Genomic DNA, 20,065 nt, shown 5'->3' with positions numbered 1-20,065 from the left:
GGCGACGCACCGGCGGCGACGAATGTCGATGTCCGACTGGCCCTCGGCAGCGCGGCCGGGGCCGACCCCTCGCTGACGCCGCTCGTCATCGAGCAGCTCGCGCAGGACCTCAGTTCCTCGCCCCCATTCCTGGTGATCGCGCCGGTGGCGGTCGAGCCGATGCTCGGGCAGCCGGCCGAAGCCATCATGCACGCCGTCGATGCCGACGTGTACGTCGAAGTGGCCATGTCGCGGCGCGCCGCCGCGCTGGAAGCTCGGCTCACCGTGGCGCGCCCGGGTGCCGAACCGCAGGAACTGACCGAATCGATGGTCGGCCTCACCACGACGCGCGAGTTCACGGCGACGCTGGCGCAGCGGGTGCTCTTCGCCCTGGCCACCACCGATGAGGGCACGCGTCCGTCCCTGCGCACCGCGCTGCCGCTCGCGAACGCGGAAGCGATGCAGGCCTACATGCTCGGTCGCACCCGACTCGGGCGCGGCGGACGCAAGGATGTCGAGGAGGCCGCCGAAGCCTTCCGCCGGGCCACCGAGGCCGAGCCGGAGTTCGTGCTGGCGTATGCGCAGTGGGCGGAAGCGCTGCTGTCCCGCTATCGCCACAACGCGCTGCGTGCCGACGAGGCGCTGCCCCTGGCCGAGAGCGTCATCTCCAAGGCCCTGAGCCTCGACGACCGCAGCGCGGAATCCTACGCCGCGCTCGGCGATCTCTACGCGGAGCGGCACAACCACGAGCCGTCGGAACGGAACTTCCGCCGTGCGCTGGCCCTCAACCCGAGCTGCGAGTACGCGCGCATCCGCTATGCGATGCTGCTGGCCGGGCGCGGGCGCGTCGAGGAGGCGGTCGAGCAGGTCGACCAGGCCCAGAAGCTCAATCCCCGGTCGTCGCTGTTGCGCGGCTACCTCGGGGCCACGCTGCACTACGCGCGTCGTTTCGACGAGGCGGCGCGGACGTACGAGACCCTGCTCCGCCTCGACGCCCAGTACTCCGCCGCCTACATCGGGCTGTGCAAGGCCTACACGGAGCTGGGACGCACCGACGAGGCGCTGGCGGCGTGCGGGAGGGTGGGCGCGCAGCAGGCCGCCGAAGATCCGTTCGTGCTGTCGCAACTCGTGAAGATCCACCACGACGCCGGTCGCAGTCGGGACGCCCGTCAGGCGCTGCTGCGGCTGCGATCGCTGTACGACGAACGTCCGTCGGGCGACGGTGCGTTCTGGATCGCCCTCGCGTACGTCAGCCTCGCCGACACCGCACGCGCCTTCGAGTGGCTCGACACGGCCATCGAGGCGAACTCCTCGCGTCTGGCGTACGCCCGTGTCGACTCGCGCCTCGACCCGCTGCGCCGCGACCCGCGCTTCCAGGCGCGCATGGCCAGGCTCGAGACCGTCCCGCCCTCCGTGGTGGCCGAGCCGCCGTCGGGTCAGGCCGTGCGCCGGTGAACACACGTCCAGTCGTGCGCCACCTGTCCCCGCGCATCCGGGGCACTGAACGCGACTGATCGCGCCGGCGCGGTGCAGCCGGCGGCCTGCGAGTAGCCGAACAGCGGGCCGACGACGCCGTTGTTGTCCATCTGCGCGACGCAGGGCGCCACGCCGGTCATGAAGCGTCCGGAGTAGTCCAGCTCGCGCTCGCCGTCGCCGACATAGAACACGTTGCCGGGCAGGTCCCAGGGGCGACCGGAGTTGTAGAGGAACGACCCGGCGATGTCCCAGCCACCGATGAGCAGGTCGGCGACGCGCGGAATGTTGCCCAGCCACTTGCGGTCGCGCCCGAAGGGCAGCTCGTAGACGCCCGACACGGTGACGCGGTGCCGGCGATCCTGGGGGGTCGGGCTGCGATTGATCTGGCGCGTGATGTTGTCGACGAAGGCGTTGCCGCCGACCCCCTCTTCCTCCATCTTGGCCAGCGTGTAGGTGCCGTTCAGCGTCAGCCCGCCGGAGAACCGCTTGTTGGCCATCACCTGCAGCGAGTTGTAGATGATGCGGCCGTCGTTGCGCTCGAACTGGGTGATGCCGCCGAACTGCGGGAACGGCCGCGCCAGCTCGTAGCGGCTCAGCGTCGGACTGGTGAAGCGGCCCGTGCCCTCGAAGCCGGGCACCTGGAAGAACGGGTTCGGGATCAGCTCGTTGCAGAAGCCGACACGGCCTCCCACCGTCGGGTCGCACAGGCGGCGGAAGTCATCGGACGGCTCGTTGAACCCGCCCCACTGACTCTGCTGGGCCTTGCTGCGGCTGCCGACGTAGCTGACCTCGAGCGTGGTGCGCCACGGCAGCAGCTGCTGGACGCCGATGGAGAACTGATCCACGTACGGGTTGATGAAGTCGGTGTTCGAGAAGCCATAGCCGCGCCCGAGGAACGTCTCGAGCCCCTGCGCCGATCCCGGCGGCGTGGCGACGCCGGACGGATACGGATTGGACAGCGAGGTCGCCGGCGTGCGGCCGTCGTCGAGGGAGGAGATGTACGGCGTCTGGATGCTGAAGCCGTTCTGCGTCGTCGTGCCCGTGACATTGAGGAAGTAGCGGCCGACGCGCCCACGCAGGATGGTGGTGTCCCGGCGCATGTAGGCGAAGCCGACCCGGGGCTGGATGTTGTTGCCGTCGTACTGGTACGGGTAGCGCTCGAGGGCGCCCTGCTGACCGACGAAGCCGAGGCCACCGTTGACCGTGTAGCCGGGGAAGGCCGTCTGGTTGATCCGGGTGCTGACCGGGTTGGACCACGGTCGGGTCGAAACCGTAGTTCATGCGGTCCTGCTCTTCCCAGATCGGCGTGTTGAAGTCCCACCGGAAGCCGAGGTTGATGGTCAGTCGGTTGCCGATCTTCCAGTCGTCCTGGAACCAGGGCGCGAAGTAGTTCCAGCGGAACTCGGGGAACAGGTTGTTGTCGACGAAGGTGTTCGACGCACTCGGATACCCGAGCAGGAACGAGGCGATCGGGTGACCGCTGAGCGGGTCGCCATTCTGGAAGTCGCGCTGCGTGAAGCCGCGATCGAAGTTGAACTGCCCGCCGCCGGCGCCGCTCGGGGTGCGGGTGAACCACGTCAGGCGGGCGTCGAGACCGGTGCGCATCGTGTGCCGGCCCCACGTCCACGTCGCGTTGGGCTGCACGCTCAGCACCGTGGTCGTCTCGCGATTGAAGTTGCCGCGGCCCAGGTTGGCGTAGCTGTCGCTGAACTGGAACCGGGGGAACATCTGGATCGGCACCTACCCGGCGTAGGACGCCGGGAAGCCGAGTCCGGCGGCATCGAAGCCGAGCCCGGCTTCGGTGCGGGCGGCTTCGACGTACTGGTTCAGGCCGGTGCGGATGTTGAGCACCAGCGAACTGCCGGTCGTGCGCACCATGTCCCACACCCCGGTGTAGTTGATGCGTTCGAGCGGCAGCTGGCCGTCCTGCGCCGGCCCGGTCTCGATGCCGTTGCCATAGCGGATCTCGGTGCGCTTGTTCTAGCCGTACCGCACGTACATCTTGGTGCGGTCGCTGACGTTGGTGTCGACCTTGGTGGCGATGTTGTAGAAGTCGTCGATGGCCAGGTTGGGCCCGAAGAAGTAGTTGCCCTGCCAGGGGTTGCCGGAGGTCGGGGCGGTGTTGGGCTGCAGGAAGTACTGCGCCACCTGCGCCGAGACCGGGTTGATGGGGTTGGCCGGAATCCGGTTGTTGGGGAAGGGATCCCTGACCCATTGGCCGTTGACGACACGACCGGAGAGCGGGTCGTAGATCGTGATCAGCCGGCCCTGGGCGTCACGCAGGTTGGAGAAGTCGCCGCTGAGGAACTCCGGGCGAGGCACCGTCAGGGTGGCCGGGTTCGGCGTGCTCTCGTCGTAGCCCTCGTAGTTGAACATGAAGAACAGCTTGTTGCGGATGACCGGCCCGTCGATCTGGAAGCCGTACTGATCGAGCTTGTGGTCCGGCTTCTCTGCTCGCAGCGTGTAGACGCCGGGCCGGAGGAAGGGCACGGAGTAGGCGCCGTTCTCGCTGGTGGTGACCGAGGTCACCGCACTCGTCTGGGTGTTGGTGATGGTGACCGTGGCGCGGAACTCCTGCGCCACGCTCGGTCCAGCCAGACACCCCACCACTGCCACGGCTGCGCACAGGCGCAACCACGCGCGTTGCACGTCATGACGTCCCCTTCCCTGGAACGCGACGAAACGAATGAACCCCGGGCGGGCAGCCCGGGGAGTGCATGTGACGTTTGTGAGACGGGAATCTAGCGGGACGCCGACGCCGACGCCGACGCAACTGAAATTTCAGGCTGAGCTTACTGAAGTCTAATCAGCCACGGTCCTCGGGCACCCACGCCAGCAGGACGGTGGTCACCGTGATGTCGGCCTTCTTCGGACGGAGCACGAGCGGCTGCAGCGGCGCGCCTTCATCGTCGGCCACCACCGTTGCCTCGGCGTCGATGGCGGCCTGCAGATCGGCCAGCTTCTGGCGTTCGGAGACGAGGTTCTCCTCGGCGCGCGTCACGTCCTGCTTCTCCTTGAGGACCTTGCTCGCCCCGCGGGCCGCCGTGCCCAGTCGCCCGGCATTGGCCGCACTCAACGTCTTGCGACCGAACAGGGCCCCGAACACCCCGGTCGCCGCCGTGAGCAGCGCCGAGCCCGTCGAGGACGTCACCTCCTGCTGCTGCTTGCCGAGGGCCTGCTCGGCCCTGCGAATGCGGTCCTCCTGCGTCTGCAGTCGGGTGGCGTACTTCTTGCGAATGGCCTCGATACGGGCGTCGCGTTCCTCACGCAGCGCCAGGGAGAGCCGCGTCCGGAAGGCGGCCTCCGACTCGCCGGGCCGCGAGTGCGTGCCGCTCGGGGCATGCTCCTGCAGCGTGATCGCCTGTGTGTCGTAGAGCCAGGTCGCCACGGCCTTGCGCCACGTCTCGTAGGTTCGCGGCGTGCTGGCCGCCGACGGGAGGTCGCCATACGTGGCGGCAGCGCGCGGCGTCGATTCGAGGTCTTCGGGGGTGACCTCGACCAGCGACGCGCGGTCCAGGGCGAGAGGCGTCGCCCCGCCCTGCAGCGGCACCAGCACCTGCACCGGCACCGTCTCGCTGATGCGGCGCTTTGTGTCGGCCATCCGCACGCTCGCCGCGGCATAGAGCGACGGAGCGTAGGCCAGCGCCTCGTCTGCGCCGGCGCCACGCGCCGGCACGAACATCGCCGTGATCCCTGGCGGCAGCACCGGCGGCCCCGCCATCAGGCCGGGCCGGGCGCCGACGGTCGATGTCGGGGAGGCCGGCGGACCGCTCGGCGAGCGTTCCCTCCCCGCATGGGGCGGAGCCCCGGTTCCCGGTTCCCGGTTCCCGGTTTCCGTCTCCTGATTCCCGGCGGTGAGCTGCTTGATGTGCGTCCGGGTGAGCGGCCCGCGCAGGTACGACAGGGTCCAGCGCGTCTCGAAGGTCACCGGTGCGGTCTCGTGCACGTTGTGCATGAGGAAGACCCGACTCCCGAGGCCCGAGAGGACGTCACTCATCCGCGCACCGTCGAAGCGCCCGTCGCCAGCGGCACTCGCGAGGCCCTCGAGCACGCGCGCCTTGTCGCGCTCGGTCTGCAGTCGGCCGATGAACCACGTGCCGGTGTTGGACAGCGCCTTGTAGTCGAGATCGACGGGATTCTGCGTCGCCAGCACGACGCCGAGGCCGAAGGCGCGCGCCTGCTTGAGCAGCAGCATCATCGGCTCCTTGGACGGCGGATTGGCCACCGGCGGCAGGTAACCGAAGATCTCGTCCATGTAGAGCAGGGCGCGCAGGCTCGTCGTGCCCGACTGCATGCGCACCCAGCCGAGAATCTCGTTGAGCAGCAGCGAGACGAAGAACATGCGCTCGGCATCGCTCAGGTGCGCAATCGAGAACACCGCGGCCCGCGGCCGTCCCTCCGGCGTGTGCAGGAACGAGGCGACATCGAGCGGCACCCCGGTGAACCACTGATCGAACCCCGGCGCGGCCAGCAGGTTGTTGAGCGCCATCGCCAGGGCGAACCGATCCTTGGCCGGGTAGAAGGCATCGAGTTCGAGCGCGCCGATGCGGGAGAGGGGCGGCGCCTGGATCTGCTGGATCAGCGCCCCGAGGTCCATGTCGGTGCCGGCCAGCCACGCCGTCTCGAGCAGCTTCGCCAGCAGGATGTGCTCGCGCGACTGCAATGGATCGGCCTGGATGCCCGCCAGCCCCAGCAGGCTCGTCGCCGTCGTCTGCAGGCGCTCGCGCAGCAGGTCGCGATCCTCGAGCACGGCCGACGGCGGGACGGCGAACGACTTCACGATCGACACCGGGACGCCGGCGCTGCTGCCGGGGGTGTAGATCGTCACCTCCGCGGCGTCGCGCAGGCGCTGCACCCGCGCCGCATCCTGCCCCCAGCCCGCGAGCCCGGTCTTCCAGCGCTCGGCCTGCGCCGCGGCGTACGTGGGCACATCCTGACCGGCCCGCTGCGCCTCGTCGGCGTTGACCCAGGGCGCGAAGGCCTCGCCCGACAACGAGGGAAACGTCAACGCCAGATTGGCCAAATCGCCCTTGGGGTCGATGATGATCGCGGGGATGCCGTCGATCAGCGCCTCTTCGAGCAGCCCGATGCAGAGGCCCGTCTTGCCACTGCCGGTCATGCCGATGCACACCGCGTGGGTGAGCAGATCGCGCGAGTCGTACATCAACGGCGCCGGCGTGGCCGTCCGCGTGCTCAGGTCGTAGGGGCGGCCGAGATAGAAGGCACCGAGCGTCTCGAAATCCTGCATAGCTCGGAATAGTAGCGAATTCGCACCCACGGCCGAGCTCTCTTTTGGCTGGACAGCGATACGCTGGGGCCTTGCACGAGCCCGCGACGCGTACCGGGCGCCTCACCGCGCGCACTGTCCTCCTGGTCGTCCTCGGCGTCCTGGTCGCGCTCTCGGCCGCCATCGGACTGACGGCGCGTCCCCGCCTCGAACACTGGCTCAGAACGACCGTCATCGCCACCCTCGAGCGTCGGCTCGACAGCGACGTCGACCTCCGCTCGATCTCGGTGACCCTCGGTCCGGTCACCCGCATCAGCGGCGGCCCGCTCACCATCCGTCATCGGCGACGACAGGACGTGGCGCCGCTCATCACCCTCGAACGGTTCGAGACCACGATGACGTGGCGAGAACTGCTGCGACGCCCGCGGCGTGTCGACACCATCACGCTGACCGGTCTCGCCATCGTCATTCCGCCCTCGCCCGCCGAGGGCGTGCCGCGCTTTCCGCGCTCGGACGACGAGGGGCGTGCCGCAGACGAGGGGGCCAGCGAGCCGCAAGGGTCGCGTGAGGACGCGGCCCGTACGCCGGCCGCCGCCAACCGCGGCGAGCCGCCCAACGTCATCATCGGCCGCATCACCGCCGACGCCGCCACGCTGGTCGTCCTGCCTCGCGAGACCAGGAAGCTGCCGCGACGCTTCGTGCTGCACCGCCTCGCCGTGCGCGACATCACGACCGATCGCCCGATGGCGTTCGCGACGGAAGTCGAGAACCCGCAGCCGCACGGACGCATCCACACCATCGGCACGTTCGGGCCATGGAACGTCGAGGCTCCCGCGCGCACGCCCCTGCAGGCCGACTACCGCTTCGTCGACGCCGACCTGTCGACCATCCGCGGCATCGCCGGCATCGTGCAGTCGACCGGGCGCTACGGCGGGGTGCTCGAGCGGATCGAGGCCATCGGCACCACCACGATGCCCGGGTTCGACCTGAAGGTCGGGGGGCGCCCCCTGCCGTTGTCCACGCGCTTCACCGTGGTGGTCGACGGCACCAACGGCAACACGTACATCCAGCCAGCCGAGGCCCTCCTCGGCGCCGGCACCCCCATCCGCGTCACCGGCGGCATCGTCAAGGCTGAGGACCGGCGCGGTCGGACCGTGGACCTCGCCATGGGCATCACGGCCGGACGCCTCGAAGAGGTTCTGGCGCTGGTCATGGATGGCACGCCGGCGATGCGCGGCCGCATCGCGGTGGACGCCGCCCTGCTGATCCCGCCCGGCCCCCTGCCCGTCGTCGAGCGCATGGAACTCGAGGGGCGCTTCTCGCTGGCCGAGACCACCTTCACGAGTCGCGTCCTGCAGGCCAAGCTCGATGAATTGAGCCGCCGGGCCCAGGGCCGGCCCGAGGATCCGGACGTCGCGCGTGTCGTCTCCGCGTTCTCGGGACGGTTCCGGATGGCCAACGGCGTCATCCGGTTCCCGGCACTGCGCTTCGACGTCGACGGGGCGCGTGTCGAACTCGCCGGCCACTATGCCGTGCGGTCCCAGGGCCTGCACTTCGACGGCCGGGTCCGGCTCGAGGCCGGACTCTCGCGGATGGTCACCGGCAAGAAGCGATGGCTGCTGCGTCCCTTCGATGGCCTGTTCCGGCGACAGGGCGCCACCGAGTTCCCCATCCACATCCGCGGTTCGGTCAAGGACCCGGAGTTCGGCGTGGATGTGAAGGAGACGTTGAAGCGCGCGCTGATTCCGGGACGATGAGGGAGGGCGGACGAGGACGGAGGAGGGCGGACGAGGACGGAGGAGGGAGGAACGAGGACGGAGGTAGGACCGAGGGAGGAGGACGGAGGGAAGGGAAACGTTGAAAGGAAGGGAAGGGCAAAAAAGGGGGAAGGGGGAAGGGCGAAAAGAGCGACAGGGCGAGACGGGGAGGGGTTTGGGGTGGGTGAGGGGATTCGAACCCCCAACATCCGGAGCCACAGTCCGGCGCTCTGCCCTTGAGCTACACCCACCATGAAGCTGTGGTCGATGCCAGCGGCACCGAGGCAGCTCACGAGTATAGCATCGTGCGCCGCTCGCGCGAGGGAGCGGGACGGGGGCGACGGGCCGGGGGAAACGGGACGGCTGGTCGGCGCGTCATAGCGGCTGTGATGGATTTCTCGACGACTCGCCGGGCGGCGCTGCAGGTGGTCCTGACGACCGTCGTCTTCGCCGTGCTGGACTTCATCTGGCTGGGCCTCTTCATGAACGGGTTCTACAAGGCCGAACTCGGCACGATGGCCCGTCTGTCCGGCGCCAACTTCGCTCCCGTCTGGTGGGCCGCCTTCGCCGTCTACGGCGTCCTGGTCCTCGGATTGGTGGTCTTCGTCCTCCCGCGCGCCGGGGGCCATCCGCTCCGGGCGCTCGGATTCGGCGCGCTGATGGGGGTCGTCAGTTACGGCACCTACGACCTGACCGCCTACTCCGTCCTGGCCGGCTGGTCCCTGCGCATGACCCTCGTGGACATCGTCTGGGGCGCCGTGATCTGCGGCGTGTCGGCGGCCACGGTGACCTACCTCGAGCCACGCCTGGCCGGCGCTCCCTCCCCGCGCGCCGCCGCACGCCACCGACTGGTCTGACCGCGCCCGAGGGCGCCCCCCTCACGTTCCATTCCGCCCCGCCGAATACCCGGAGGGTCGGCACGCCCGTGCCGCCCGGCGGGAGCGCGCGTGACGAACCAGTGCTGGGGGCTGACCGTGGGGGGAGGACTCGTGTCGCTGCTCGCCAGCGTCACGTCGGCCTTCGCACAGGCGTCTCCGCCGACATCCCCCGTGCGGCCAGCCACGACGATGACCCGCGCCCCGGGCCAGGCCGACCCGCCGCGACCCCTGGTCTACGGCGGCTCGGACCACTTCGGCCCCTGGGAGTCCCTCGACGATCGCGGCGGGCCCGACGGCTTCAACGTCGCCCTCGTCCGCGCCCTCGGGCGCCACACCGGCCGCCCGGTCGTGGTGACCCTGACGCCCTGGGCCCGCGTCGTGCACGGGCTCGAGACCGGCACGGTGGACCTGTCGGCCATGGGCGTGTCCACCGCGCGGCGCACGCGTTTCGACTTCCTGCCCATCATCTGGACCCTGCACCAGACCCTCACCGCTCCGGCGGAACGCACCTGGCCTCTTCCCGATCGACTGACCTCGCTGAGCGGTGAGATCGTCGCCGTCGAGCGCGGCTCGCTGATGCACGAGGTCCTCCTCGACCTGCCACCGCCCGTCCGGCCCGCGATGGTGCTCGCGCGCAGTTCGTCCGAGGCGCTGCGCGCCGTGCTCGAGGGGCAAGGGACGCTCGCCCTCGGCAACGCCCAGGCGATGCGCCACGCCGCCGGCGCGCTCGACGCGCGTCGGACGGCCAGCCGCGAGGTCATGGTCACCGGCTATCACTTCGTGACCGGGCCCGGCCGGGCCCGCGAGTTCGCCTGGCTCGAGCCCGCCCTCGCCGAACTCAAGGCCAACGGCACCTTCGCGACGTTGATCGAGCAGTACCTCACGCCGCGCTCCGCCGCACCGACGTGGTCGGTGTGGGCGTTCGTGCTGACCGGCGGCGTGCTGCTCACCGCCGTGGTCGTGGCGCTGACGTGGTATCGGCGGGTCCGCCGTGTGGTCGCGGCCAAGGTCCAGGCCGAGGCCCTGTCGGTGCGGCGGCGCCAGGAAGCCGAACAGGCGTTGCATGCGACCGAGCGGCAGATGCAGCAACTGGTGCACTCGGTGAAGGCGATCGTCTGGCGCCACGACCTCGCCGCCGGCCAGTACACGTTCGTCAGCCAGGAGGCCGAGCAGCTGCTCGGGTATCCCGCGGCCCACTGGCTCGCCGACGCGGGCTTCGTCGACGGCATCATCCACGCCGACGATCGCGCGTGGGTGCGCAGCTACAGCGCGCGCGCGACCGCCGAGCAGCGCGACCACACGATGGAGTACCGCGTGGTCACGCAGGATGGCCGTCTCGTGTGGCTGCGCGACATCGTGTCGGTCATGGTCGCCGAGGGCGCGGCCCGCGAACTCATTGGCGTGATGGTCGACATCTCGGAGTACAAGGCCGCCGAAGAAGCCCTGGAGGCGGCCCACGCCCGGGCCCTGGCCGCCACCCGCGCGAAGTCCGAGTTCCTCGCCTCGATGAGCCACGAGATCCGGACGCCGATGAATGCCGTCATCGGCATCACCGACCTGCTGCTCGACACGCCCCTCACGACCGAGCAGCGCCAGTTCGTCGAGACCGTCCGGTCGTCGGGCGATGTCCTGCTCAACGTGATCAACGACATCCTCGACTTCTCGAAGGTGGAGTCGGGCAAGCTGGAGTTCGAGCGCATCGGTCTCGATCCGGAGCGGCTGGCCGACGAGGTCGCGCGGCTGATGGGAGAGCGCGCAACGGCCCGGGGCCTCGACCTCACCTGCCGCATCGTCGGCGACATCCCGGGCAATCTCATCGGCGATCCCGGTCGGCTCCGGCAGGTGCTGCTCAACCTCGTGGGCAATGCCATCAAGTTCACCGAGCGCGGCGATGTCGCCATCCGCGTCAGCGCCTCGGACATCGCCAGCGATCACGCGACCGTCCGCTTCGAGGTCAGCGACACCGGCATCGGCATCTCGCCGGACGCGCAGGCGCGACTCTTCGAGGCCTTCACCCAGGCCGACGCGTCGACCACCCGTCGCTTCGGCGGCACCGGGCTCGGCCTGGCCATCTCGCGCCGCATCATCGAATTGCTGGGGGGCCGCATCGGCGTCGAGAGCGTGCCAGGCGAGGGCACCACATTCTGGTTCACGGTGCCCTGTCCGCGGGTCGGGGGTGTCGCCGCGCCCCTCCGTCCGGGCACGCTGGGCGGCATGCGCGTGCTGGTCGTGGACGACAGCCGGGCCTCGCGGATGATGCTCGAGCAGACGTTGCTGGACGCCGGGATGATCGTGCAGACCGCCCGCGATGCCGACGATGCGATGGCGGTGCTGAGGCCGGACGCCTGGCCCCACGTGGCCCTGATCGACGAGGGCCTGGCCGATGGCGGCGCGACCCGCCAGGCCGAGCAGCTCCGCGCCCGGGCCCCGCACCCGGTCGCCGTCCTGCTGCTGTCGGCGCGGCTGAGCGGGACGCCCGTGACCATGGAGCGGGCGGCCCGGGTGATGAAGCCGGTCCGTCGCAGCGAACTCCTGGCCGCCATCGACGCGATCGGGCGTCCGGTCGTCGCCGAGGTCGGGCCGACGCCACAGGCGCCGGTGACGCCGGCGGGTGCCCCCGCGGCGGCCCGCGTCCTGGTGGCGGAGGACAACCCCGTCAACCAGAAGGTCGCTCGCCTGATGCTGGAGAAGTCCGGCTGTCGCGTCGACGTCGTCGAGCATGGCGCGCTCGCCGTCGAGGCCGTGCGCACCGGCGCCTACGACCTGGTGCTGATGGACTGCCAGATGCCGGTGTGTGACGGGTTCGAGGCGACGCGGCGGATTCGCGCGCTCGCGAGCCCGCACGGCCACATCGTCATCGTCGCGCTCACGGCCAACGCGCTGGCCGGGGATCGCGAGCGGTGCCTGGCGTCAGGCATGAACGACTACCTGGCCAAGCCGGTGCGTCGTGATGCGCTGGCCGGCATCCTCGAGCGCTATCTGCCGGGCGTCGCCAGCGCCCACACGGCGGCGTAGCGGCTTACGCGTTCTGCGACTTCTCGATCTTCGCCCACGAGTCGCGCAGGGTCACCGTGCGGTTGAAGACCGGGTGCTCCGGTGTGCTGTCGGGGTCGGCGCAGAAGTACCCGAGCCGCTCGAACTGGTAGGTCGTGCCGTTCACCGCGGTCGCGAGGGAGGGCTCGACCAGCGCGTCGCGGCTCACCTCGAGGGCGTTCGGGTTCATCTCCTCGGTGAAGTGCCGGCGGTCGTCGGTGCCGGGCTGTTCGGTGGTGAACAGCCGGTCGTACAGCCGGACCTCGGCCCGCACGGCATGGGCCGACGACACCCAGTGCAGCGTGCCCTTGACGCGTCGTTCGCCGGCAGCCGATCCGCCGCGCGTGTCGGGGTCGTACGTGCATCGCACCTCGACCACCTCGCCCGCGTCGTTCTTCACGACCGACTCGCACCTGATGATGTAGGCGTAGCGCAGGCGCACCTCGTTGCCGGGGTACAGGCGGAAGAACTTCTTCGGCGGCACTTCGCGGAAGTCGTCCTGCTCGATGTACAGCTCGCGCGTGAACGGCACCTGGCGCGTGCCGGCCGACTCGTCCTCGGGGTTGTTGATCGCCTGCATCATCTCGACCTGCCCCTCGGGGTAGTTCTCGATGACGACCTTGAGCGGCTTGAGCACCGCCATGGCGCGCGGGGCGACCTGGTTGAGGTCTTCGCGGACGCTGTGTTCGAGCAGCGCCACGTCGATCAGGCTCTCGTTCTTGGCGACGCCGATCCGGGCGCAGAACTCGCGGATGGCCCTCGACGTGTAGCCGCGGCGCCGCATGCCGGAGATGGTCGGCATGCGCGGGTCATCCCACCCCGAGACGATCTTCTTCTCGACCAGTTCGAGCAGCTTGCGCTTGCTCATCACCGTGTAGGTGAGGTTCAGGCGCGCGAACTCGATCTGCTGCGGGTCGCCGGGCAGATCGGGCACCTGCTCGATGATCCAGTTGTACAGCGGCCGATGGTCCTCGAACTCCAGCGTGCACAGCGAGTGCGTGATGCCTTCGAGGGCATCGGAGATCGCGTGGGCGAAGTCGTACATCGGATAGATGCACCACGTGTCGCCGGTCCGGTGGTGATGCGCGTGCCGAATGCGGTACAGCGTCGGGTCGCGCATGTTCATGTTCGGCGACGCCATGTCGATCTTCGCGCGCAGCACGTGCGTGCCGTCGGGGAACTCGCCGGCGCGCATGCGCTCGAACAGCGACAAGTTCTCGGCGATCGGCCGATCGCGGAACGGGGAATTGCGGCCCGGCTGCGTCAGCGTGCCGCGGTACTCGCGGATCTCGTCGGCGCTCAGGCTGTCCACATACGCGCGGCCGTCGCCGATGAGGGTGACGGCGCAGGCGTAGATGCGCTCGAAGTAGTCCGAGGCGTAGAACTCCCGCGTGCTCCAGTCGAATCCCAGCCACCGCACGTCGGTGCGGATGGAGTCCACGTACTCGACGTCTTCCTTCGTCGGGTTCGTGTCGTCGAGGCGCAGGTTGCACAGACCCCCGAACTCGGCGGCAACGCCGAAGTTGAGGCAGATCGACTTGGCGTGGCCGATGTGCAGGTAGCCGTTCGGCTCCGGAGGGAATCGCGTATGGACGCGGGCCCCGTGGCGTCCCGCCTTGAGGTCCTCGCTGACGATCTGCCGGATGAAGTCGAGCGGCGCGGCCGGAGCCGGGCTGGTGTTGGTAGAGGCGTCGGACATGAACAGGTGAGCGATCAGCTGACAGCGGCGGAGTGCCGGATTGGATAGTGTACCCGCCCGACCGTGATCCTCGTCCCCGGACTCGGCGGTCTTGAAACAAACACTATGTAGTATTCGTACTATGATTTGTCAGGCGCTCGCGCCGGCTCATCATGGCCCGATCCCCGAAGACCCCGACCGACCACGTCCACAACCGCCTGGCGGTCCTGCGCGCCGAACGACGCATCAGCCGCCAGGACCTCGCCGACGCGGTAGGCGTCCACTACCAGACGATCGGCTACCTCGAGCGCGAGGAGTACAGCCCCACCCTCGCCCTCGCCCTGCGCATCGCCCAGTACTTCACCCTGCCCGTCGAGGCGATCTTCTCGACGGAGCCGTTCGCGCCGATGAGCGACGTGCTCTACAAGGCGCCAGGAGGCCAGTCATGACCCACGAGACCTCGCTGCCCGGCCGGCCGTCACCGGTGGACCCCGTCGCCCTGCACGCCGACGCGTTGTTGCGCGACCGTCGCCTCAACTGGTTGCGTCCGCGACGTCGCCGCCGCGTCCTCGTGGGGGTGGCCCTGGTCAGCATCGTCGGCGTCGCCACGGCGTGCCTCATCGATCGGGCTTGGCTCGTCGCGGCGAGTCTGGCCCCCGCGTGGGGCGCCTGGTGGCTGCTGCAGCGCGTCGTGCGGGGCATGGCGGACCTGCCCGACGCCTACGTCGACGAGCGCATGCGCCAGGTGCGCAACGCGCACTACCGCACCGCCTACGCGCTGTTGTCCGGCGTGACGGTGCTGCCCCTGCTCGTGTTGTACATGGCGGCTGATGCCGGGCGGGTGCAGTTCGTGCCGCAATCGCGGCATCTGCTGGCGCTGTTCTGGGGGGTGCAGCTGCTGGCACTCACGCTGCCGTCGATCCTGGTGGCGTGGAATGAGCCCGAAGTCTGACGCGACCTCGTCAGGCTTCGGGCCGACCGCGCTGTCGGTCCGTCAGGCAGGGGCACCCGACGGACGTGTGAGACGCCGAAGTGGAGCGATTCCGCCGTCGCGGCACTCCGGCCCTCCGCCCCCGGCCGCCGGCCCGCCTCGCCCGATGCGGCAGCGGTCACGGCCCGACGGGACGGGCAACAGCGCGGCAACACTCACATCGCGAACACCGGGTCGATCGGCCTGATGTAGTCGATGCGGCAGTACTGCCCGGCCGATGTGCGGGCGAGCATGCCGGTCGCGACCAGGCTGTCGAGCACGTAGCCGCACGTCGGCGCGTCCATGCCCCACAGGCGCTGGCCCTGCGCGTGCGTCACGCTCAACGCGGGCTGCGTGGCGTATGCGTCCATGACAATCGTGCGCCACTCGGGCACGCTGCGGCGAAGCGGGGGCATGGGCTCCTCCTGCCACCAGATGGTCGACGAAGGCGAGGGCATCGCGAGGTCATCGGCTCTCATACGGTCGTCATCTCCTGTTCGTGGCCGGCCGTCCAGGCCGGGCTCGTGGCGCGGAGGGTGTGGTGCGGCACGGTGAGGACCGGGCACGGCGCCAGGCGGATGACCCGGTCGGCCACGCTGCCCAGGACGAGCCGACGCACCGGCCCATACCCATGCGTGCCGACGACGATCAGGTCGGCCCCGTGGGTGGCGGCGTACTGGGCGATTTCGCGGGCGGCCGGCAGGCCCGTCAGGACCTTCCGGATGACGGCCGACGCCTGCGTCGTCACCGGCAGGGTCCGCGCGGCGAGCATGCGTTCCGCGTCTGCCAGACTCTCCTGCTGCAGCGCCGAGAAGTCGAGGCCGGGGGCCTCGACGCTCCACGCCTGCTGGCGGGCATCGGGGATCACATGGAGCAGATGAAGTTCGCTGCCGTGGCTCGTGGCCAGCTCGCAAGCGACCCTGAGAGCATCGTCGGACGTTTCGCTGAAGTCGATCGCGGCGACGATGGTGCGGAAGACGGCCATATGCACCCCCCCTGTACCGCCCGGACACCCGGACTGCCTGAAGGGAATGCATCACGTGTGCCGTCTCCGCACGACCCGCGATCGGGGGCGTTCGCCGCGGCAGACCGGCGGTGGGGGGGTGAGGTCGGAGAATTGCCCGCCGGGTTGCGGAAAATCCCGGGACCACCTGATGGGCAATCGGCCCCCCGCCGACGAGCGTGAACGACCCGTCGCCGAGCGGACCGCCCTCCCGGCTCAGGCCTCGCCGAGACAGGCGAAGACGTGGCGATAGAAGTCGGGATGCGACTGCCAGGTCTGTCCCGTCACGATGCGGTCGTCGCGGATCGCCTGCTCCTCGACCACGTACGTCGCACCGCACGCCTCGATCTCCCAGCGGCAGTGCTCGTAGGCGGTCACGCGCTTGCCGCCGATGACGCCCGCCGCCGCGAGCACCTGCACGCCATGGCAGATGGCGAACACCCACTTCCCGGCCGCGTCGAAGGCCCGGACCAGATCGAGCACACGCGGGTCGTGCCGCAGATACTCCGGCGCGCGGCCGCCCAGCACGAGGATGGCGTCGTACTCGTCGGGGTTGGCCTCGGCGAACGTGAGGTCCGCCTCCGCGCCGTAGCCCGGCTTTTCGACGTACGTGTCCCACCCGGGTTCGAAGTCGTGGATGACCAGGTGCAGGCGGCGGCGACTCGGCGCGGCGATCAGCGGGCCGAACCCGGCTTCCTCGAGCCGTTGCTTCGCGTAGAGGCACTCGAAGCTCTCTCCTGCATCGCCGGTGATGACCAGAATCTGTCGTGGCATGGCTATTCACTGTCCTTGGGTGGGCGCTGTCCTGCCGCTTCATCACAGGACCGGTGCAACTGGGCCCACCAGCTGATGCGCACCGGGTTCGACGACGATAGCAGTGATAGGCTCACACTCGCCGTCCAATTTGCCGTCAGCGGTGAGACGTCACTCGGACTCAGGTCTGTCACTCATGAATACGCCGTCTGCTGACCTGTTCCAGCTCGCGTTCGACGCGTCCCCGACGGGCAAGCTCGTCGTCGACGAGGCGGGCACGATCGTGCTCGCCAATCGCGAGACCGCGCGCCTGTTCGGCTATGAGCTCGCCGAGCTCATCGGGCTGTCGGTGGAGGCGCTGGTCCCGGCGCGGTATCGATCCGGCCATCCGACGGTCCGCAAGGCCTTTCACCAGGCGCCGCAGTCGCGCCCCATGGGGGCCGGCCGTGACCTGTTCGGCATGCGCAAGGACGGCACGGAACTGCCGATCGAGATCGGCCTGAACCCGGTGCAGACCCCCGACGGCGTGATCATCCTCGCGACCGTCGTCGACATCAGCGCCAGGCGCGCGCTCGAGGGGCAGCTCAGGCAGGCGCAGAAGCTCGAGGCCCTGGGCACCCTGGCCGGTGGCATCGCCCACGACTTCAACAATCTCCTCCGCAGCATCGTCGGCTATTCGGAGTTGGCCAGCGGCGCCATCACGGATCCGCAGGCCCTGGCCGATCTCGAACAGGTGCGCGTGGCGGCGGCCCGGGGGCAGGAACTGGTGTTGCGCATGCTCGCGTTCAGCCGACCGAGCGACGCCACCACGGCGCCCGTCTCGCTGCCCGGCCCGGCGCGCGAGGCCGTCGCCCTCCTGCGCTCCACCATCCCTTCGCTGATCGAGATCCGCTATCGCGGCGAGACCGACGCGCCCCCCGTCCGCATCGACCCGACGCAGTTCCAGCAGGTGCTGATGAACCTGGTCACCAACGCGGCGCAGGCCATCGGCGATACCAGCGGTACCATCGACGTGACGCTGTCGACCTTCACGCCCGACGAGTCCTTCACGGCGGCCCACGCGACCTCGTCTCGGGGGCCGCACGTCTGCGTGACGGTCGCCGACTCTGGCCCCGGCATGAGCGAGGACGTGCAGCGGCGCGCCTTCGAGCCCTTCTTCACCACCAAGCCCGTCGGCAAGGGCACGGGGCTCGGGCTGTCGATGGTGCACGGCATCGTGCACGGCGCGGGAGGCGCGCTGCAACTGCAGAGTCGACCCGGCGCCGGCACGACCGTCCACGTGTACCTGCCGGCCGTGGTGCCTGACGCGTCTCAGCACCTCGCGCCCGATCCGGCTGAGCCCTCTGCTCCGCACGTGCTCTTCGTCGACGACGAAGAGGTGATCATGGAGCTCAGTCGACGCCAGCTCGTGAACGCCGGCTTCCGGGTCACGGCGTTTTCGTCCAGCCTGCAGGCCCTCGAGGCGTTCCGGCGCGACCCCGATGCGTTCTCGCTCGTGGTCACCGACAACACGATGCCCAAGCTGCCCGGCCTGCAGCTGGCCCGCGAGGTGCTGGCGCTGCGTCCCCAGATGCCTGTGCTGCTCGTGTCGGGGTTGGTCGACACGCTGGCCCCGGAAGTGATCTACCAGAAGGGCGTCGCCGGTCTGCTGCGCAAGCCGCACACAGGGGCCCAGCTCGTCGCTGCGGCACGAGCCCTGACCGATCGCACGCGCCTGCCTGCCGACGAATCGTCGGACTGACCGACTCGACCCTTCCCTCACACGGGCGTCGCTCCGCCATCGGGAACATCCCTTGCACTGCGCCAGGGCATCAGGGCGCGTGGCCGAGACATGACGGCTCGCCCCGCTTCCCGGGAGAAGACGCCATGAACAAGGACGAGATCAAGGGCAAGGTCGAGCAGGCGCAAGGCAAGATCAAGCAGGGCATCGGGTCGATGACCGACGATCCCGCGCTTCGTGACGAGGGACGCGCCGATGAGGCCGCCGGCGAGGCCCGCGAGGGCTACGGCAAGGTCAAGCGCAACGTCGGCGAAGCCATCGAAGAGGTGGGCGAGCGGGTCAAGCGCTAGCGCGCCGGGGCACCCGTACGAATCGCGTACGGGTGCCGCCAAACGGGTCACTCGACATCTCGCCAGATTTCTGGCCGAATTGTCGGCATGCAGCTCATCGCGGGCATCGACCTCGGCGGCACGGCCGTCAACTACACCCTCATCGACCTCGACGGACGCTTCCTCATCGAGGACCTCTGCGAACATCCGGCGCGCAGCGTCGAAGGACCGGATGTGTGCCTGCAACAGATCGAGGATGGGCTGGCGATCGCGGTGCAGCGGGTCGGCGCGACCCTCGAGTCGGTGATCGCCGTCGGACTCGACACCCCTGGCCCGGCCAGCGCCACGGGCGTGCTCAGCGCCCGGGGCTCCACCAACTTCGTGCACCCACAGTGGGCCGGCTTCGACCTGCCCGGCAATCTCACGCGCCGCCTCGGCCGGCCCGTCTGCTACCTCAACGACGGTAATGCGGGCGCCCTGTGGGGCCACTTCAACATCTTCGGCCACACGCCCGCGACGTCGATCTCGGCGATCGTCGGTACGGGACTTGGCGGTGGCGTGATCGTCGACGGCCGTGTCGTCACCGGGCGCGGCGGCTTCGGCGGCGAGTGCGGCCACGTGCTCATCCCGACGCAGCGCATCGCCGGGCTCGAGCACGTCGACCCGCAGTGCAACTGCGGACGCATCGGCGATCTGGAGTCGGTCTGTTCGCTCACCGCCATCCGCAACACCCTGCTGCCCACGTTCCTGAAGAAGTACCCCGGCCACGCACTCGCCACCCTCGACGTGAAGGATGCGGCCAAGAAAGTGCGCGGCCTGGCCGAGCGCGGCGACGCCATGTGCCGCGACATCTTCCGCGCTCAGGCGCATGCCCTCGGGCTCTTCTTCGATCAGATGGTGAACACCTTCGACCCCGATGCGCTCATCGTCGGCGGTGGGGCGATCGAGGCCTCGGCGGACTTCCAGGGCTGGTTCCTGTCGGAGATCCGCGCCGGGATGCCCGTGCAGCGCGAAGAGCAGGCCGACATCCCGCTGCGCATCATGCCCAACGGCGACACGGCCGGCGCCCGCGGCGCGGCGATCGAGGCGCTGCGCCTGGCCTCGTCCCGTTCGTGAGCGGCCGCCTGCGGTGGGCCGGGCTGCTGTTGTGCACGGCGTGCCTGCGGTCGGCCACCGCGCAGCCGCTGCCAGATACCGCCTACCCGCAGCAACGCGCGGTGCCAGCCGTCGGACACACGCCCCCGGCGCCGCCGGCGTCGCCG

17 protein-coding genes and 1 tRNA gene are annotated in these 20,065 nt (G+C 69.7%); 9 read left to right on the top strand and 9 right to left on the bottom strand.

The window, feature by feature from the left end:
- Positions 1-1,434 (top strand): tetratricopeptide repeat protein (locus tag Q0C41_RS21360; RefSeq protein ID WP_291987297.1); only part of this gene is annotated, 1,434 nt, incomplete at its 5' end.
- Here the strand turns inward: Q0C41_RS21360 and Q0C41_RS21355 are convergent.
- From Q0C41_RS21355 to Q0C41_RS21340, 4 genes are all read right to left on the bottom strand, one after another.
- A complete protein-coding gene (locus tag Q0C41_RS21355; RefSeq protein WP_291987295.1) occupies positions 1,416-2,555 on the bottom strand; it encodes a hypothetical protein in 1,140 nt (379 codons plus the stop codon). The genes Q0C41_RS21360 and Q0C41_RS21355 overlap by 19 nt on opposite strands.
- A gap of 640 nt (positions 2,556-3,195) precedes the next feature.
- Positions 3,196-3,333: a hypothetical protein gene (locus Q0C41_RS21350; RefSeq protein ID WP_291987293.1), complete on the bottom strand. Its 138-nt coding sequence runs from the start codon at positions 3,331-3,333 to the stop codon at positions 3,196-3,198.
- Positions 3,334-3,435: 102 nt separating this feature from the next.
- A complete protein-coding gene (locus Q0C41_RS21345) occupies positions 3,436-4,104 on the bottom strand; it encodes a carboxypeptidase-like regulatory domain-containing protein (RefSeq protein ID WP_291987291.1) in 669 nt (222 codons plus the stop codon).
- A 157-nt stretch (positions 4,105-4,261) separates the two neighbouring features.
- The gene (locus Q0C41_RS21340; protein ID WP_291987289.1) at positions 4,262-6,703 is read right to left on the bottom strand and encodes a DUF87 domain-containing protein; all 2,442 of its coding nucleotides are present in this window, start codon (positions 6,701-6,703) and stop codon (positions 4,262-4,264) included.
- 71 nt (positions 6,704-6,774) lie between these two features.
- Between Q0C41_RS21340 and Q0C41_RS21335 the strand changes: the two genes are divergently transcribed.
- Positions 6,775-8,439: a hypothetical protein gene (locus Q0C41_RS21335; RefSeq protein WP_291987287.1), complete on the top strand. Its 1,665-nt coding sequence runs from the start codon at positions 6,775-6,777 to the stop codon at positions 8,437-8,439.
- Positions 8,440-8,615: 176 nt separating this feature from the next.
- Here Q0C41_RS21335 and Q0C41_RS21330 read toward each other — a convergent pair.
- Positions 8,616-8,690, bottom strand: a tRNA-His gene (locus Q0C41_RS21330).
- 138 nt (positions 8,691-8,828) lie between these two features.
- On the opposite strand from Q0C41_RS21330, the gene Q0C41_RS21325 reads away from it, so the two are divergent.
- On the top strand, positions 8,829-9,296 hold the full coding sequence (locus tag Q0C41_RS21325; RefSeq protein WP_291987285.1) for a DUF2177 family protein: 468 nt from the start codon (positions 8,829-8,831) through the stop codon (positions 9,294-9,296).
- A gap of 90 nt (positions 9,297-9,386) precedes the next feature.
- Positions 9,387-12,332, top strand: coding sequence for a response regulator (locus Q0C41_RS21320; RefSeq protein WP_291987283.1), 2,946 nt, complete (start codon positions 9,387-9,389; stop codon positions 12,330-12,332).
- A gap of 4 nt (positions 12,333-12,336) precedes the next feature.
- Here the strand turns inward: Q0C41_RS21320 and Q0C41_RS21315 are convergent, their stop codons facing one another.
- On the bottom strand, positions 12,337-14,049 hold the full coding sequence (locus tag Q0C41_RS21315; RefSeq protein WP_291987282.1) for a glutamine--tRNA ligase/YqeY domain fusion protein: 1,713 nt from the start codon (positions 14,047-14,049) through the stop codon (positions 12,337-12,339).
- Between the two features lie 152 nt (positions 14,050-14,201).
- Here Q0C41_RS21315 and Q0C41_RS21310 point away from each other — a divergent pair, with 152 nt between their 5' ends.
- Together Q0C41_RS21310 and Q0C41_RS21305 are read left to right on the top strand one after the other, a co-directional pair.
- Entirely contained in the window at positions 14,202-14,477 is a 276-nt protein-coding gene (locus Q0C41_RS21310) for a helix-turn-helix transcriptional regulator (RefSeq protein WP_291987280.1), read from the top strand.
- Complete coding sequence (locus tag Q0C41_RS21305; RefSeq protein WP_291987278.1) at positions 14,474-14,980, top strand: hypothetical protein; 507 nt, start codon at positions 14,474-14,476, stop codon at positions 14,978-14,980. Before Q0C41_RS21310 ends, Q0C41_RS21305 begins: the two co-directional genes overlap by 4 nt.
- Positions 14,981-15,174: 194 nt before the next feature.
- Here Q0C41_RS21305 and Q0C41_RS21300 read toward each other — a convergent pair whose 3' ends face one another.
- The 3 genes from Q0C41_RS21300 to Q0C41_RS21290 form a co-directional block, all read right to left on the bottom strand.
- Positions 15,175-15,414 (bottom strand): hypothetical protein, encoded by a 240-nt coding sequence (locus Q0C41_RS21300; protein ID WP_291987276.1) that lies wholly within the window; start codon positions 15,412-15,414, stop codon positions 15,175-15,177.
- A gap of 59 nt (positions 15,415-15,473) precedes the next feature.
- Complete coding sequence (locus Q0C41_RS21295) at positions 15,474-15,983, bottom strand: universal stress protein (protein ID WP_291987274.1); 510 nt, start codon at positions 15,981-15,983, stop codon at positions 15,474-15,476.
- A 234-nt stretch (positions 15,984-16,217) separates the two neighbouring features.
- On the bottom strand, positions 16,218-16,775 hold the full coding sequence (locus Q0C41_RS21290) for a DJ-1/PfpI family protein (RefSeq protein ID WP_291987272.1): 558 nt from the start codon (positions 16,773-16,775) through the stop codon (positions 16,218-16,220).
- Positions 16,776-16,950: 175 nt separating this feature from the next.
- Here Q0C41_RS21290 and Q0C41_RS21285 point away from each other — a divergent pair, with 175 nt between their 5' ends.
- From Q0C41_RS21285 to Q0C41_RS21275, 3 genes are all read left to right on the top strand, one after another.
- Positions 16,951-18,495 (top strand): ATP-binding protein, encoded by a 1,545-nt coding sequence (locus Q0C41_RS21285; RefSeq protein WP_291987269.1) that lies wholly within the window; start codon positions 16,951-16,953, stop codon positions 18,493-18,495.
- 125 nt (positions 18,496-18,620) lie between these two features.
- On the top strand, positions 18,621-18,824 hold the full coding sequence (locus Q0C41_RS21280; protein WP_291987267.1) for a CsbD family protein: 204 nt from the start codon (positions 18,621-18,623) through the stop codon (positions 18,822-18,824).
- Positions 18,825-18,911: 87 nt separating this feature from the next.
- Positions 18,912-19,919 carry an ROK family protein gene (locus Q0C41_RS21275; RefSeq protein ID WP_291987265.1) on the top strand — a complete coding sequence of 336 codons (1,008 nt, stop codon included), beginning with the start codon at positions 18,912-18,914 and terminating at the stop codon, positions 19,917-19,919.
- Positions 19,920-20,065: the final 146 nt, after the last annotated feature.

The organism is Luteitalea sp. (assembly GCF_022842525.1).
Taxonomy (GTDB): domain Bacteria; phylum Acidobacteriota; class Vicinamibacteria; order Vicinamibacterales; family Vicinamibacteraceae; genus Luteitalea.
This window is presented reverse-complemented; position numbering and strand designations above follow the sequence as displayed.

Coding starts and splice junctions, on each gene's coding strand:
- Q0C41_RS21275 (WP_291987265.1), top strand. CDS start 18,912: ATGCAGCTCATCGCGGGCATCGACCTCGGCGGCACGGCCGTCAACTAC.
- Q0C41_RS21315 (WP_291987282.1), bottom strand. CDS start 14,049: ATGTCCGACGCCTCTACCAACACCAGCCCGGCTCCGGCCGCGCCGCTC.
- Q0C41_RS21290 (WP_291987272.1), bottom strand. CDS start 16,775: ATGCCACGACAGATTCTGGTCATCACCGGCGATGCAGGAGAGAGCTTC.
- Q0C41_RS21340 (WP_291987289.1), bottom strand. CDS start 6,703: ATGCAGGATTTCGAGACGCTCGGTGCCTTCTATCTCGGCCGCCCCTAC.
- Q0C41_RS21350 (WP_291987293.1), bottom strand. CDS start 3,333: ATGGTGCGCACGACCGGCAGTTCGCTGGTGCTCAACATCCGCACCGGC.
- Q0C41_RS21285 (WP_291987269.1), top strand. CDS start 16,951: ATGAATACGCCGTCTGCTGACCTGTTCCAGCTCGCGTTCGACGCGTCC.
- Q0C41_RS21325 (WP_291987285.1), top strand. CDS start 8,829: ATGGATTTCTCGACGACTCGCCGGGCGGCGCTGCAGGTGGTCCTGACG.
- Q0C41_RS21295 (WP_291987274.1), bottom strand. CDS start 15,983: ATGGCCGTCTTCCGCACCATCGTCGCCGCGATCGACTTCAGCGAAACG.
- Q0C41_RS21355 (WP_291987295.1), bottom strand. CDS start 2,555: ATGCGCCGGGACACCACCATCCTGCGTGGGCGCGTCGGCCGCTACTTC.
- Q0C41_RS21300 (WP_291987276.1), bottom strand. CDS start 15,414: ATGCCCCCGCTTCGCCGCAGCGTGCCCGAGTGGCGCACGATTGTCATG.
- Q0C41_RS21280 (WP_291987267.1), top strand. CDS start 18,621: ATGAACAAGGACGAGATCAAGGGCAAGGTCGAGCAGGCGCAAGGCAAG.
- Q0C41_RS21310 (WP_291987280.1), top strand. CDS start 14,202: ATGGCCCGATCCCCGAAGACCCCGACCGACCACGTCCACAACCGCCTG.
- Q0C41_RS21305 (WP_291987278.1), top strand. CDS start 14,474: ATGACCCACGAGACCTCGCTGCCCGGCCGGCCGTCACCGGTGGACCCC.